This window comes from Microbacterium luticellae (genome assembly GCF_050408645.1).
Taxonomy (GTDB): Bacteria; Actinomycetota; Actinomycetes; order Actinomycetales; family Microbacteriaceae; genus Microbacterium.
The window spans coordinates 891,561-906,886 of record NZ_JBNTKE010000001.1; the positions used below are offsets into that span (position 1 = coordinate 891,561).

13 protein-coding genes are annotated in these 15,326 nt (G+C 61.5%); 6 read left to right on the top strand and 7 right to left on the bottom strand.

Going from position 1 to position 15,326, the window contains the following annotated elements; genetic code table 11:
• Window positions 1-17: 17 nt before the first annotated feature.
• Together secA and ACQUSW_RS04500 are read right to left on the bottom strand one after the other, a co-directional pair.
• Window positions 18-2,831, bottom strand: coding sequence for a preprotein translocase subunit SecA (gene secA, locus ACQUSW_RS04495; protein WP_428931048.1), 2,814 nt, complete (start codon window positions 2,829-2,831; stop codon window positions 18-20).
• A 71-nt stretch (window positions 2,832-2,902) separates the two neighbouring features.
• Window positions 2,903-3,043, bottom strand: a complete 141-nt coding sequence (locus ACQUSW_RS04500) for a hypothetical protein (protein WP_428931049.1) — start codon at window positions 3,041-3,043, stop codon at window positions 2,903-2,905.
• A gap of 39 nt (window positions 3,044-3,082) precedes the next feature.
• Here ACQUSW_RS04500 and ACQUSW_RS04505 point away from each other — a divergent pair, with 39 nt between their 5' ends.
• Window positions 3,083-3,712, top strand: a complete 630-nt coding sequence (locus ACQUSW_RS04505; protein ID WP_428931050.1) for a helix-turn-helix transcriptional regulator — start codon at window positions 3,083-3,085, stop codon at window positions 3,710-3,712.
• A gap of 137 nt (window positions 3,713-3,849) precedes the next feature.
• Here the strand turns inward: ACQUSW_RS04505 and hpf are convergent, their stop codons facing one another.
• From hpf to mtrA, 5 genes are all read right to left on the bottom strand, one after another.
• Window positions 3,850-4,503: a ribosome hibernation-promoting factor, HPF/YfiA family gene (hpf, locus tag ACQUSW_RS04510; RefSeq protein WP_428931051.1), complete on the bottom strand. Its 654-nt coding sequence runs from the start codon at window positions 4,501-4,503 to the stop codon at window positions 3,850-3,852.
• Between the two features lie 61 nt (window positions 4,504-4,564).
• Complete coding sequence (locus ACQUSW_RS04515; protein ID WP_428931052.1) at window positions 4,565-5,239, bottom strand: ComF family protein; 675 nt, start codon at window positions 5,237-5,239, stop codon at window positions 4,565-4,567.
• Between the two features lie 111 nt (window positions 5,240-5,350).
• Window positions 5,351-7,105, bottom strand: a complete 1,755-nt coding sequence (locus tag ACQUSW_RS04520; protein ID WP_428931053.1) for an LpqB family beta-propeller domain-containing protein — start codon at window positions 7,103-7,105, stop codon at window positions 5,351-5,353.
• Window positions 7,102-8,793 carry an MtrAB system histidine kinase MtrB gene (gene mtrB, locus ACQUSW_RS04525; RefSeq protein ID WP_428931054.1) on the bottom strand — a complete coding sequence of 564 codons (1,692 nt, stop codon included), beginning with the start codon at window positions 8,791-8,793 and terminating at the stop codon, window positions 7,102-7,104. The genes ACQUSW_RS04520 and mtrB overlap by 4 nt, the downstream gene beginning before the upstream one ends.
• Window positions 8,794-8,800: 7 nt before the next feature.
• Window positions 8,801-9,481: an MtrAB system response regulator MtrA gene (mtrA, locus tag ACQUSW_RS04530; RefSeq protein ID WP_428931055.1), complete on the bottom strand. Its 681-nt coding sequence runs from the start codon at window positions 9,479-9,481 to the stop codon at window positions 8,801-8,803.
• Between the two features lie 166 nt (window positions 9,482-9,647).
• On the opposite strand from mtrA, the gene ACQUSW_RS04535 reads away from it, so the two are divergent.
• The 5 genes from ACQUSW_RS04535 (at window position 9,648) to ACQUSW_RS04555 (ending at window position 15,297) form a co-directional block, all read left to right on the top strand.
• Window positions 9,648-10,994, top strand: a complete 1,347-nt coding sequence (locus tag ACQUSW_RS04535; protein WP_428931056.1) for a DUF7847 domain-containing protein — start codon at window positions 9,648-9,650, stop codon at window positions 10,992-10,994.
• The gene (locus tag ACQUSW_RS04540; protein ID WP_428931057.1) at window positions 10,991-11,629 is read left to right on the top strand and encodes a DUF4129 domain-containing protein; all 639 of its coding nucleotides are present in this window, start codon (window positions 10,991-10,993) and stop codon (window positions 11,627-11,629) included. The genes ACQUSW_RS04535 and ACQUSW_RS04540 overlap by 4 nt, the downstream gene beginning before the upstream one ends.
• Entirely contained in the window at window positions 11,626-12,861 is a 1,236-nt protein-coding gene (locus ACQUSW_RS04545; RefSeq protein ID WP_428931058.1) for a DUF4350 domain-containing protein, read from the top strand. Before ACQUSW_RS04540 ends, ACQUSW_RS04545 begins: the two co-directional genes overlap by 4 nt.
• Window positions 12,862-13,064: 203 nt before the next feature.
• The gene (locus ACQUSW_RS04550; RefSeq protein WP_428931282.1) at window positions 13,065-13,988 is read left to right on the top strand and encodes an AAA family ATPase; all 924 of its coding nucleotides are present in this window, start codon (window positions 13,065-13,067) and stop codon (window positions 13,986-13,988) included.
• Window position 13,989: 1 nt separating this feature from the next.
• Window positions 13,990-15,297 carry a DUF58 domain-containing protein gene (locus tag ACQUSW_RS04555; RefSeq protein WP_428931059.1) on the top strand — a complete coding sequence of 436 codons (1,308 nt, stop codon included), beginning with the start codon at window positions 13,990-13,992 and terminating at the stop codon, window positions 15,295-15,297.
• The last annotated feature ends 29 nt before the right edge of the window (window positions 15,298-15,326 follow it).

Here is a 15,326-nt window from a genome sequence, read left to right on the forward strand (position 1 = left end):
ATTTTGCGGTACTGGTGTTAGCCGCGTCGGTTCTGTGCGCGGCGCTGGGCACGGTTCATGGGCGCTGCGTCTTCGGTGCCTTCGACGCGTTGTCCGAAAGCCCCACGGGCCGCTGGCTGCTCGGCAGCAGCGGGTGCCTGACTCTGGGCTTGCGCGGCGTTGGCCTGACGCATGCGCGCTGTTGCAGCCTGCTGCACTTGCCCGCGGTCATTGCGCACTTCGATCTCACCGGCGTCATTGGGTGCAGAATACTGCAGCCTCTGGTCGCCTCCGTCGCTCACGAGCCCCTTGGCCTCGACCTCGGGAGTACCGTTGTCTCCCTCGGCCTGGCGCACCTCGACTTCAAGGTTGAACAGGTAGCCGACGGACTCTTCTTTAATCTGGTCCATCATGCTTTGGAACAGGGCGTAGCCTTCGCGCTGGTATTCCACCAGGGGGTCTCGCTGCGCCATCGCACGCAGGCCAATACCGTCTTTCAGGTAGTCCATCTCATAGAGGTGGTCACGCCAGCGGCGGTCAAGAACCTGCAAGACAACGCGGCGCTCCAGCTCGCGCATCGCTTCTTCGCCAAGCTTTTCTTCTCGGGTTTCGTAGGCGATACGGGCATCTGAAATGAGCTCACGTTTCAGCCCCTCGGCAGAGATTGCCCCCTTACGGCCACCGGCCTCGGCAACAACCTCTTCGATTGTCACGCCCACCGGGTACAGCGTCTTGAGCTCGGTCCACAGGGCGTCGAAGTCCCAGCTTTCCGTGTGACCGCGGCCCGTGTGGTCGTCGACGATGGCCACAAGCGCGTCTTCGACAAAGTGCTGTACGCGATCGGCGATGTCATCGCCCTGGAGAATCTGACGGCGGTCCGTGTAAATCGCCTCACGCTGACGGTTGAGCACGTCGTCGTATTTCAGAACGTTCTTCCGCATTTCGGCGTTACGCGCTTCGACCTGGTTCTGCGCACTACGGATTGCACCCGACACGAGGCGCGATTCGATCGGCACATCGTCGGGGAAGTTGGCGCGAGAAAGGATCGCCTCAACAGCGGCTGACTGGAACAGGCGCATAAGGTCATCGGTCAAGCTCAGGTAGAACCGGCTCTCGCCCGGGTCTCCCTGACGCCCAGAACGACCGCGCAACTGGTTGTCGATGCGACGTGATTCGTGCCGCTCGGTGCCCAGCACATACAGGCCTCCGGCTTCGGCGACATCGCGGCCCTCTTCGGCGACCTTTTCTTTCATGGTCTCATACGTGGTGTCCCACGCGGCCTCGTACTCCTCGGGAGTTTCTACCGGGTCAAGACCCTGACTCTTGAGTTCTTGCACGGCCAAGAACTCCGCGTTGCCACCGAGCATGATGTCGGTACCTCGACCAGCCATGTTGGTGGCAACCGTCACAGCACCCCGGCGCCCCGCTCGGGCCACAATCTCGGCCTCGCGCGCATTGTTTTTTGCGTTGAGAACCTCGTGTCGAATGCCACGTTTTGCCAGCAGGCGAGACAGATACTCGCTCTTTTCAACGCTGACAGTACCGACAAGAACGGGCTGACCCTTCTCGTGTCGCTGCGCGATGTCTTCCACGACCTGAGCAAATTTGGCCGTTTCGTTCTTGTACACCAGATCGGGCTGATCGATGCGGATCATCGGCTTATTCGTGGGAATCTGTACGACACCGAGATCGTATGTCGACATGAATTCGCCCGCCTCGGTTTCGGCGGTACCGGTCATACCGGCGAGTTTGTCGTAGAGACGGAAGTAGTTCTGCAGAGTCACCGTGGCAAGGGTCTGGTTCTCGGCCTTAACCGGAACACCCTCTTTTGCCTCGATGGCCTGGTGAATACCCTCGTTATAGCGTCGGCCCACAAGAATACGGCCTGTGTGCTCATCGACGATCATGACCTCGTCGTTCATCACGACATAGTCGGTGTCACGCTTAAACAGCGCAATAGCCTTGATCGAGTTATTGAGGAACGAGATAAGCGGCGTGTTCGCCGACTCATACAGGTTGTCGATCCCGAGGTAGTCTTCGACCTTTTCGATTCCGGGTTCGAGCACACCCACTGTGCGCTTCTTCTCATCGACCTCGTAGTCGACCCCCGCTTCGAGCGTGCGCACGATCTTGGCAAATTCGGTGAACCAGCGGTTCGCTTCGCCCGAAGAAGGCCCAGAAATGATCAGCGGCGTACGGGCCTCATCGATAAGAATCGAGTCAACCTCGTCGACAATGGCAAAGAAGTGGTCACGCTGAACGAGATCTTCTTTTCGCCACGCCATGTTGTCGCGCAGGTAGTCGAAACCAAACTCGTTGTTGGTGCCATAGGTGATGTCGGCTTCGTACTGTTCTCGACGAACCTGCGGGTTCTGCCCCGAAACAATCACGCCGGTGGTCATCCCCAGCGCACGATACACACGGCCCATGAGTTCGGACTGATACGAGGCAAGATAGTCGTTGACCGTAATAACGTGCACGCCCTTGCCGGCGATCGCATTCAGATAGGCAGGAAGGGTCGCAACCAGGGTTTTTCCTTCACCGGTTTTCATCTCGGCGATATTGCCCAGGTGCAGCGCTGCGCCACCCATAATCTGCACATCGTAAGCCCGCATACCCAGCGTTCGCTTTGCTGCTTCACGCACGGCCGCAAAGGCCTCGGGCATGAGCTGATCCAGCGTCTCGCCCTTGTCATAGCGGGCACGTAGTGCGGTGGTCTCGTTGCGCAAATCGTCGTCGCTGAGCTTCTCAAAGTCTTCTTCGAGCGCGCCCACAGCTTTGACAACCTGGTTGAGTCGGCGCAAGATGCGCCCTTCTCCCGCGCGCAGCAGCTTCTCAACAAGATTCGCCACGGAACTCTTCTCCCTATCGGTGCGTGAAATCGCAGCATCCGCGCGTACGCGCGTCGGACGCCTCTGCCATGCTACCGGCGCTGGGCATGCGTGTTGTATGTGAGTGTGCATAATCCGCCACTCGCGAACAGGCCATACCGTTTTTGCGCAGCATCCGGATGCTCAATAGCGGCCCCGTCGATAACCGGTGACGCGCTTGTGTCTATACTCACAGCAACACCGCGCCCCCGCACTCATCGAAAGGCTTGTGCATGTCTGTTCGCCAGAGCTTGCTGGCCATTCTCGACCAGGGCCCCTGCTACGGCTACCAGTTACGCAGCGAATTCGACCGCCGCACCGGATCGGTATGGCCGCTCAACGTCGGCCAGATTTACAACACTCTGGAACGACTCGAACGCGACGGCCTCGTCACCCGCGGCGACACCGACGAACACGGACACGTATATTGGCGCATCACGCCCGCCGGTTCGACCGACGTACGTCAGTGGCTGACAACACCGCGCCCGCACGAACGCTCCACACGCGATGAATTAGCCATCAAAATAGCCATGGCCACGACTCTTCCGGGTGTCGACGTCACCGAAATCATTCGCACGCAGCGCCATGCTTCGCTGCACCATGTGCGCGCGCTGCAGGCTCTGCGGCATCCGGATGCTGAAGCCGACCCCACCCCCGAAGCCGTGGCGAGCGCCCTCATCACCGAGGCCAAGATTTGCGCGGCCGAAGCCGAAGTGCGCTTTCTTGACCGCATCGCCGAACGCCTGCAGCAGTTACCCGACCACACCGCCGGACTCGCGCTGAGTGCCGAGCGCCCCAAACGCGGCCGCCCCACAAAGGCTGCGGCCACCACCGTCGACGCGGCCACGCAATTCCAACCGTAAAATCACTTCATGGCTGGTTTTTGGGAGCGAGTTGGGCGAAACAGCCACGGCCGACCTCGCCGCAGCGCTGGCAAACTGTTCGACTAACGCAAGAGCGCGCCACCTGCTCGAGGTGACGCGCTCTGTCGTGCTGAATGTTATGAGGCCAGCGCCTCGGGTGGTGCTGTGGCCGTCAAAGAAATGACACCGTAGTCCCAGCCCTTGCGTCGGTAAACCACGCTCGGGTAGTCAGTGCGCACGTCGATGAAAAGGAAGAAGTCGTGCCCGACCAGTTCCATCCGGTCAACGGCTTCTTCTACCGTCATCCACTCGGGGTCAAACTCCTTCGTGCGAATAACCACGGGTGTATAGACGTCATCGGCCTCATCCGCTACAGGGACACTACCCGTAGCCACGGCCTGTAAGACGTCAATGGGCGCGGGCTGCACGTCGATGCCCGAGAGCGCGCCACTGCCCTTTTCAAAATGGGCTCCGCGCGGATGGTTGCGACCGCCCACACGTTTACCTTTTGCGCGCCGCAGTTGCTCGGTGAGCTTATCGATTGCCGTATCAAATGCCGCAAATTTATCGGAATCACGTGCTTCGGCGCGGATCACAGGACCACGGCCAACAAGCGTCAACTCGACCGTTTCGTCTTCCATGCGACCGTTACGGTAGGCGCGGTGAGTAACTTTAATATCGAGGCGTTGCGCGCGGGTTGCTAACTGCTCTATTCGCGCTACTTTCTCCTCAACCACCGTGCGGAACCGATCGGAGATGCTTACTCCGACACCCGTAATGTTCGTTTCCATCCGTGACCTCCTTGTCCCGGTCCGACCGGCCAAGGGCGGACCGTGGTCGCCTTGTGAAAACCTACCGTAGTCCCCTCACAGGCTCTCTGTCACCTTCTGTGGCTGCCGTGTCGTCTTCTCGTGGTGTAGCAGCCAGTACGACGGCGGCACGTACCCGGTACCCGGCGTGCTCCAACGCCCGCGCTGCCTCATCAATCGTGGCCCCGGTTGTGACAACATCATCGACAACAATCACGTCGCCGTGTCCGCGAGACCGTGCGACCATACTGCCGTGCACATTGCTACTTCGCTGCGCCCGGTTAAGGCCGCGCTGATCAGCAACCCGGCCTACCGTGCGCAACAGCGAGACAGGTCGATTTCCCATGCGGCGTACAAGCAGATGCGGCACACGGTATCCGCGCCGCACAAACGATGCGTAACGGGTGGGGATGGGAACAAACACAGCACCATTCGTGCACGCTGCGGCGCGGGCGACGTGCAGCGCTGGCATACACGCGTGCACAAGACCCGTTCTGCCCTCCTGCTTGATGGCCCGCACAATGCGTGCTGCCACACCGGAGAACGGCAGCGCAGCAACCACCTCGATGCCGTCACTGGTACGCATACGGTGCACACGGGGCGCCAGCCGGGCACGGCACGCGACACACAGCAGGGTGTGCGGCGCGCGGCATCCGGCGCAGTGTGCACCCAAAACAAACGCTGCTATCTCGTCGACCACTCGGTTGTGCTCTGCCATTTTTCCAGCGTGCCGTGCAAGCGTCACAGGACGCCGTCAATCGTCACAAAAATCAGCAAACACAGCGGCACCGCCTACTGTGAAGGAATCGACACCCCGGACAGCGCGCACCTAACCATCAAGCAATGACTGACCCAAGAGCCGGATGCCGGTCGACTCCGACTGCCAAATCGGCCCTGACCGCAACCACAGCGTGCCATTTTCTCCCAGCAGCCGCACGGCCGTTGCCGGGCTCCCTGCCGCGACACGCACGGCGCCATCAGGCACGCCCAACGCTGCCCCCGGGCCACCCACGGGGAGCGACAGTAGCGCCCCAACCTCATCGGCACTGCGTGTGAGCACGCCCAGTGACGTCGCATCACGCCACATCAGGTCCACCGCGGGGTCAACAAGGGTGGCCACAGTTGTTGCCGGGCCGAGGCCAATCGGAGCGTTGCGTTCATCGCGCAGCACCCCTGCCACAACCACCTGATGGATGGTGCCGACCGTGATCACCGCGGCTACTCGTGCACCATCGGGGCTCACTGCCATATGGGTTACGGCCGAGGCATCGGTAAAAGCGTTGACGTCGGTGGGGCTCAACACGGGGTTCCACGCAGTCATAGCGGTCGGGTCGTAAGCCGGCACTGTCCAGATATAGCCAAATGGATCAACGGTGGGTGCGATCAGCCCCGGTCGGTCATCAACCTCGTCAATACGCCCCTGCCCCACCAGATACACCGTGCCCTCGTCGGTTTGCACGACGGCCTGTGACTGGTCGGACTGCACAATCACTGACGACAGCGGCTCCTCGAAATTGACAATCTGGTCGCTCAATCCAGGAATTTCAGTGATGTCGCCGCCGATCACATAACCAAATTGGTCGTCGGTTAACACGAGCGCACGGTTATCAACCGTCGCCTCTTTTACCGTCGCCAGCCCGGCATCCAATTCACTGCCACGCACCGTCATTTGCACCTCGAGCACACCGGCCGAAATCAGGCTGCGCTCCATCTGCGTGCGCATGCGCGCCAGGGTTGTGCCGTCGAGCGTCAGCGCCGACGCCGTCAGCTCGACATGCGCCACCTGCCCCTCCACCAGCACCGAGTCTTTTGCCAGGCCCACGTCTTCAGGAAACGCCGTTCGCACACTCGTCGCTAACCATGCCGCAGGATCACCAGCGACAAGTTCTTGCACAATACGCGTGGGCGTATTTTTGCGTTTAGGCAGCCAGCGCACATCGGGCACCAGATGTGTCCAGGTGGCATCAAAATACTGCAGTGCATAGGCGCTGACAATGTCTCCTGAAGAGAACGCCTGGATGTCTAACAGAATGCCGTCGGGTGCCTGCGCGATGCGCCACTGGTCGTTGTCGTCGCGTTCCAGCTCAAAAAATACTTCGGCGCTGCGGTCAGCTCCCGAAACCGCCGAGTACACACCGGCGTCGTCGACGGCAGCGGTCTGTGTGAGTTCGAGGCGGACGCCGGCCGTATCGGCGCTGTCGCCGGCATCCGGGTCTGTGTCGGTAAATCGCCGATCACCCACCGCCGTATCGACCGTTACCGCGGCCAGTGGCTTCCATGCCTCAGCAAAGTCGGCGGTGAGAAATTCGCGCGCAATCGCCCAGTTGTCGGCGGGGCTGACCGCTGCGTCAATAAAGCCCTGCACGATGCGTTCGGGGTCTGCTCCTTCTACAGGCCCATCGACAACCCATACGCGGTCGGCACCCGAGCGTGTTTCATTGGCGCTCAAACCGGGGCGTACGTCGCCGCTCACCGGCAGACTTGCGCACGCAACCGCCAGGCTCACGGCGGCGAGGAGCATCAGCATTCGCGCTGCCACACGGCGTGCGCGGGCCAGAGGTCGAACGCTTGCCCTGGCGGTCATTGCTCCCCCTCCGCTTGTGTGTATGAGCGCTGCGCATCGCGGTACAGCACCGTGATGGGTTCGGTGGCCTCGCCGATGTCGGCCAGTGCCTCAACGGGTTCAACGGCAATGGGCGACGGCCCTGTCACGTAATCGGTGCCGCGGGGCAGGGTGAGCACAAAGTGGGTTCCTACGCCCAGCTCCGACCACACCGATAAGACACCGCCATGAAGCCGCGCATCGCCCTGTGCAATGGAAAGCCCCAGGCCCGTTCCGCCAATCGTTCTTTTGCGCGAGGGGTCGGCCCGCCAGAACCGGTCAAATACGCGCTGCGAGTCTTCAGCGCGCATACCGAGACCAAAGTCGCGCACACCTACGGCTACCGCGTGTGGGTTGCTGTCGACTGTTATGACAACCGGATGCCCCTCACCGTGTTCGATTGCGTTGCCAATGAGGTTACGCAGAATACGCCGCACCCGTCGCGGATCCATGTCGACGGGCGTGTGGCCTCCCGGTGCCAGCAGGCGCAGTTCGGTCGCGTGCTGCTCAGCGAGCGGCTGGAGCTGTTCAACCATGTCTTCAGCCAGTTGCGCCAGGCTTGTTGGCTCCTGTTCAAGCTGGACAGAGCCAGCGTCGTAGCGGCTAATTTCCAGCAGGTCGGCGAGCATCGTGTCGAACCTTTGCACCTGGGCAAAAAGCAGTTCTGCTGTGCGCGCCGTGGTCGCATCGAAGGTGTCACGCTGGTCGTTGAGCATGTCAGCGGCCAGCCGGATCGTCGTCAGGGGGGTGCGCAGTTCGTGTGAGACGTCAGAAACAAAACGCTGCTGCACGAGCGAAAGCTCGCCGAGTTCTTTGATCTGCGCTTCAATACTGTCGGCCATCGCGTTAAAGGATCGCGCCAGGGTTGCCAGTTCGTCTTCGCCCTGAACGGGCAGTCGTACGGTGAGGTCTCCTGCAGCAAATCGGGCACTCGTCTCTGCAGCCTGGGTTACTGGAGAGACGACAGAACGCAGGGCAAACCAGGCAATGCCCGCAATGATTGCCACCAGCACGATGCCGGCCGCCCACAAAATCTTTTGCACCTGCTGCAGCGTCGCCTCAGTGTCGGCCAAGTCATACACAATGTAGAGTTCGTAGGCCCCGGCTTCGGGCACCATAATCTGCTGCCCGACGATTATTGCCGGATGCTGTGCTCCCGCTGCATCCGGTACCCCCATCGATTGCCACCACTGGCGGTCGGGCGTGGAAGAAACCAGTCGGCGCAGTGCCGGAGAAATCATGTCGTCGGTGAGTGGCCCCGTGTAAAAACCGGGCGGCGCAATGGCAGAGGGAGTGTCGTCGGTGCGCAACACGGCAATCATGTCCGACGACGACACGGCCTCTAGGTCGCTGCTGACACTGCGAATAAGGGCGTGAACAGCCGTGCGGTCACCCCGCACCTCGGCCGACAAAAAGGTAGCCTGCGCAGCATTGACGGCACGGTGTGCGTCTTCTAAAACCTGGCCCTTGCGGGACTCCCACAGGTTGCCCTGGATAGCGAGCGCCATAACGACGCATGTGATGATGATGGCGAGCGACGTGAGCGCCAGAGTTGCCGCGAGGGTGCGAAACCGCAACGAGCCGCGCCAGAGTCCGGCGAACGAATCGTTCCAGGTTCGCCACTTGTGCGCCCATACGGCGCGGGTAACGCCGACGTCGGCTGTCGACATGTGCGGCCTATCCGGCTGTACCGGCGCGGTAACCGACTCCGCGCACGGTCATCACTACGCGGGGATTGTCAGGATCTTGCTCGACCTTGGCGCGCAAGCGCTGCACATGCACATTCACGAGACGTGTGTCGGCCTTGTAGTGGTATCCCCACACCTGTTCCAGAAGCATTTCACGGGTAAAAACCTGCTGTGGCTTTTGGGCAAGAGCCACCAGCAGCTGAAACTCCAGCGGTGTCAGAGAAATCGTGGTGCTGCCTCGTCGCACTTCATGCGCGTCAACATCGATCTGCAAATCTCCCACACGCAAGATTTCGCTCGTTGACTGCGGTGTGGGGCGCAAGCGCGTACGAATTCGCGCGACGAGTTCTTTCGGATTAAACGGCTTGACCATATAGTCGTCGGCACCCACTTCGAGGCCACGAACGACATCGGCGGTATCGCTACGGGCCGTGAGCATAATGATGGGAACACCCGACTCTGCACGAATACGCGAGCAGATTTCAATGCCATCCATACCCGGCAGCATGAGGTCAAGCAGTACAAGATCGGGGCGGTGGGTGCGCCACTGATCGACCGCGACCGCGCCATCTGCACAAAACAACGGCTCAAAGCCTTCTGTTCGTAAAACGATGCCGATCATTTCTGCCAACGCAGTGTCGTCATCGACCACGAGAATTCGTGAGGTCATTGTGCGTAGCCGTCCTTCACTCGCTTACACGCGCGGTTTACTAGAGAAATAAACGCGCGTGCGTTCCAGAGTACTTCACCGAGGTGGATTCCTTAGGGAAGCATGCATGAGTGTATGACACGATGGAGACCGCACACGTGAAACCCACAGGGAATGAGGAGCATCCGTGAGCAATTCCACCTGGACACCCGCGCCCCGGCCGGGCATTATTCCCCTGCGCCCGCTGAGCTTTGGCACTATTTTGGGGCGAGCCTTTTCGGCGCTGCGACGCAACCCCAAGGTTCTGTTTGGTTTTGCTGTGGTGGTGCAGTTGGTCATCACGGTCGTCATGCTCGCTGTCATTGCCGGAGTCACCGTACTTCTTGTCTCACGACTTGACCGCGTAAGCCCTGCATCCGACGACTTTTTAACGATCATCATTGGCAGCGCGGTTCTCATGGCGCTTGTTGCCTTTGCACTGTCGATTATTTCCGTCATTTTTACGGCCATCGTTCAGGGAGTGGTTGCCGCTGACGCGGGGGCTGCGATTGTCGGCGACAAGTTGACGCTCGGCGTACTGTGGCGCCGCGTCAAGCCCGTTGCGTGGCGGCTCATTGGACTGAGCTTCTTGCAGATAGCCGCCATGTTTGTGCTCGTTCTTCTTGCAGCAGGAATCCCGCTGCTCATCGTTGGCTTCTCTATCACCGCGAGCGACAGCTCGGCGGGCATATTCATCGGCAGTCTGCTGTTTTTCTTCACCATCGTCGCCACAGTTTTTGTCGCGCTGTGGATCGGCACCAAAATTTCGCTCACGCCGGCCGTCATCGTTCTCGAAAAAGCAACCGTTCGCGATGGTCTACGCCGCTCCTGGCGCTTGACCAACCGCCGCTGGTGGTTCACGTTCGGCGTCTCGGCCGTTATCGCAATCATCATGAGCACGATTGCTCAGATCGTGACAACACCGCTGTCGCTTCTCAGTTCTCTGGTCATCCCGGTTACGATGCCGACCGGCGGCGACGTCAACGGTTCTATCGTCGCCACGATCATCATGATGTTTGTTGCACAGATTCTCGCGGTCATCGTCGAATCAATATCGATTATCGTGCGAGCAACAGCATCCGTGTTTCTCTACACCGACGCGCGTATGCGCTACGAAGGCCTCGACCAGACACTCATGGCATTTGTCGAGCGGCGCCACAGCGGCAACCCCACCGACGACCTCGGTGACCCCTTCGCCTATGTCGCAGAACGCGCCGTCGGTAAAGTACCGCCACCGCGCGTAGCAGCGGCCAGCAGCATCACGTATTACGCGCCTCCCGGCTACCACAATCCCGGTACCGAATACGGCTACCCCGTGGGACCACCGTCTGCGCAGCCGCAGGGCATGCCTCCTTACACGGGCGCGCCCTATGCAGGGCCTTCCTATGGCACGCCTCCCGCGAGCGCTCCCGTGACACCTCCGGCACCGGCTGCGCCACCGGCACCACCGGCGCCGCCAGCACCACCCACGCCACCGCCAGCAGGTAGTGCATGATCATCGAGATCAACGCGCCGCTTATTCCCGACGGAGACGAAGCCCAGCGGCTCGCCGAACAAGAACTTACTAAGAGCGCCTACGCTGCAGCCGAGCCGACGTTTTTTGATCGAATCTCGCGCACCGTCGTCGAATTCATTCTGAAGATTTTTCAACCCTCCGATGGCGCGGGGGTCGGCAACCTTCTCTTTCTCATCCTCGCCGCCGTGGTCGTCATTGCAGTGATTGTCATCATCATCGTGTGGGGGCGTCCCGGACGAACCTTCCGCCGCACCCGCCGTACGGCACCACCGCTCCTCGGCGATGACACGCGAACAGCAGCGGAACTGCGGGATGCCGCGGCCGCAGCGGAGAAGAACGCCCAGTGGGACGACGCAGTAGCCCACCGGTACAGGGCTCTGGCGCGCGACCTCATCGAACGCGACCTCATCACCCCTTCCCCCGGTGCGACAGCGCAGGCGATTGCGCGCGAAGCGAGCGTGCCCTTCCCCGATGAGGCCCGCGCACTCACCATGGCTGCGACAGTTTTTGACGACGTTCGATACCTGCGCCGCCCGGCCACGCGCCAGCACGCAGAAATGCTGCGGGAACTTGATGTTCGGCTGCAGTCGCTGCATCCGGAGCTTGTCGCATGAGCCTGGTAATGCACGACAACGATTCGGCCCAGGGCGTAGCACCGTCGACTATTCGCCGCCAGCCCGGTCGTCTGCGCAGCACGCTCGGATGGGGGGTGCTGGTTGTACTCGTACTTGCTGTGGCCGTGGTGGGAACCATGTTTGCCGTTGACGCCCCGCGCGCACATAACGGCTTTGACCCCGACAGTTACGGCCCAAACGGCACGCGTGCACTCGTCACACTGCTGAAAGACGAGGGTATTGACGTGACCGTCGTTCGTGATCATCGCAAAATCGCCAGCGCCGTAGACGACTCCAGCACACTGGTTTTCAATGATCCCTTTGCACTCAGCGACGATGCGGTGACGGCCATGGCAGATACAGCCAGCGAGGTTGTTATCCTCAGCGGAAGCAGTCGCCTCCTGCGGCTATTCACCCTGGGCGAGCTGGCCACAGCACCACAAAAAACGACATTCAACGCCTGCGAACGGCCCGAACTTCGCTCGGTAACGCAGCTGCAGTTTACCCACGGGTTCACGCCGGCCGACGGGGTTACCGGATGCTACGTTGACGACGAAGCTGCCGGTCTCCTCACCGCCGACAACGGCACTCAGCGCATCAGCATGCTCGACGCCGCACGCCTATTTACCAACGACTACCTCTCCGACGACCACAATGCTGCACTCGCGCTTGCGCTGCTAGGTCAGCACCCGCATGTGGTGTGGTACGTGCCCTCGCTGAGCGACACCGACCTGGCAGAGAATGAACCCGTCACGCTCGGTACGCTCACGCCCCGGTGGGTAACGCCCGGCATCATTATGCTGCTGACTGCCCTCGCTGCCGCCGGATTCTGGCGAGGCCGCCGTTTTGGTCCCCTTGTGCCCGAAAAACTGCCCGTTGTGGTGCGGGCATCCGAAACCATGCATGGCAGAGCACGGTTGACGGCTCGTTCCCGTGACGCCGAGCATGCCGCTGCGGCGCTGCGCCGAGGTGCACACGCCCGCCTCAGCCGTCGGCTATCGCTGCCCGGGTCGGCCTCGCCGCACGTGATTGCCGACGCCGCCGCCGACCGCGCACACACACCCCGCGAGCTGGCACGCAGGCTACTCGCCGATGACCTACCCACAACCAACGCCGAACTTGTTGACTTCGCGCGCGCCCTCGCCGACCTCGAGCAGGCCGTCGACCACTCAGCGCGAGGGCTTACTCGGCCACAACACCAGACCGACTCCACCGAGAGGAGCACATCGTGAACAATCACCACGACTCCGCCCCGCCACCGGCTACGGCCCCCTCCCCCGCAGCTCCGCCCCCGCCTCCGACTCCCGGGTCTGGCCCCGCGGCGGCTGCAGCACCGGGCGCGGCAGCACCGGGCGGTGTCGCACCGAGCGGGGCAGCACCAGCCAGTGCGCAGCAGCAGTCAGCGGCATCCGGCACCGATGCACTGCGTGCTGCGATGCACCGGGTGCGCGACGAGGTTGAGAAGGCCGTTGTCGGGCAGGGTGGCACGATCACGGGCCTGCTGGTAGCACTACTCGCGCGAGGTCACGTGCTGCTCGAGGGAGTTCCCGGTGTGGCTAAGACTCTTGTCGTGCGCTCTTTTTCGCGTGCGCTGGGGCTGGACACAACGCGCGTGCAGTTTACGCCCGACCTCATGCCCGGTGACGTCACGGGATCGTTGATTTACGATGCCCGCTCCGGCGAATTTGAGTTTCGTCGTGGCCCGGTATTCACACATATTTTGCTGGCCGACGAAATTAACCGTACTCCCCCAAAGACGCAGGCCGCGCTGCTCGAGGCTATGGAAGAACGCCAGGTGTCGACCGACGGCGGCACCCACAGTCTGCCCGATCCATTTCTTGTGGCCGCCACACAAAACCCCATCGAGCACGAGGGCACCTACCAGCTGCCCGAGGCACAGCTCGACCGATTTTTGTTGAAGCTCGTCGTCGATATGCCCGACCGCGAATCCGAGGTGGCTGTTTTGCGCCGCCACGCCGATGGCTTCTCGCCCCGTGCGCTGAGTGATCTGAGCGCTGTTGTGACAGCAGAAGAAATACGGGCGGCGCAAGAAGCCGTCGATGCTGTCTCGGTGACCGACGAGGTACTCGGCTACGTTGTCGATCTTGCCCGCGCCAGCAGACACTCGCCGTCCGTGCAGTTGGGCGCAAGCCCGCGTGCGGCCACGGCGCTGTTGGCGGCAGCAAAGGCATGGGCCTGGCTCAGTGGTTCTACCGCCGTCACACCCGATCACGTGCAGACCATGCTTGTTCCGGTGTGGCGTCATCGCCTGCAACTGCAACCGGATGCCGAGATGGAAGCCATCACCGCCGACGCGGTCTTGTCTTCGGTCGTGCAGCAAACGCGAGTACCGATCTAAAGTGTTCGTCACCGGCCGTTTCGTTATTCTCGTCGCCGCGGGAGCCATCCCTATCGCTCTTTTTGGCGCCGCGGGGGTTCCTCCATGGATAGTTTTTGTCGTATGGCTGGGGCTGTGCCTGGCGGTGGGCGCGGTGGATATCGCACGGGCGGCAAATCTGACACAGCTGCGAGTTTCGCGACGGGTTCCGGCACGTGCTCGACTAGGTGCGCTTACCGAAACAAGCGTGGCCGTACACAATACGGGGCGGCGTCACCTGCGTGGCTATCTGCGTGATGCGTGGCAACCCACGGCGGGGGCTCCACCTGCGCCGCTGCGCATCGATGTTCCTGCAGGCGAAAGACGCCGTACCAGTTTTCCGTTGCAGCCGCGGCGACGCGGCGAGCTTCGCAGCGATTTCGTGGCCGTTCGATCCTTGGGTCCCTTAGGGATCGCGGGCCGCCAAGCGCAGCACACGATAGCCGGTGGCATCCGGGTACTACCGCCGTTTCACGCTCGCAAACACCTACCCTCGCGTCTGGCTCGCCTGCGCGAACTCGATGGCAACACGAGTATTAATGTGCGGGGTCAGGGCACCGAATTCGACTCGCTACGGGAGTACGTGCGCGGCGATGATGTGCGCTCTATCGACTGGCGTGCAACGGCCCGCGCCACGACGACAATGTTGCGCACGTGGCGGCCCGAACGCGATCGTCACGTCGTGATCCTGATCGATACGGGTCGTACTGCCGCCGCCCGTGTCGGTGATGGTACGCGCCTCGACGCTGCGTACGAGGCGGCGCTGCTTCTTGCTGCGCTTGCCTCGCGAGCCGGTGACCATGTTCACCTGCTCCTCTTTGACCGCGCAGTGCGCGGTCGCGTGACGGGAATCGACGGCGCGGGCCTTTTACCGGCGATCTCTGACGCCATGGCCCCCGTGCACGCCAACCTCATCGACACTGATTGGAAAGCGGCGTTTGCTGCCACTCGCACACTGACGACGCGACCGTCTCTTCTGGTTGTTCTCACCGCACAGGATGCCCCCGAAAGCGCTCGAAGCTTTTTGGGTGCTTTCCCGCAAGTGAATCGGTCAACAACGGTGCTTGTGGGCTCGGTGACCGACACCGAGGTGAATCGCCTGCGCACGTCGATCGACAGCATCGACGAGATTTATCTTGCGGCGGCGGCAGAAAAGGCTGTGCTTGATGCTGAGCAGGTGGCGGATGCTGTTCGACGGGCCGGCGCCGAGCCTCTGGCGGCCGATGCGGAACTGCTCCCCCCACGCATTGCCGATCGTTACCTGGCGCTCAAGGCAGCCGGCCGCTTATAGGTGAATCGCTCATAAAAGATAAAGCTTCG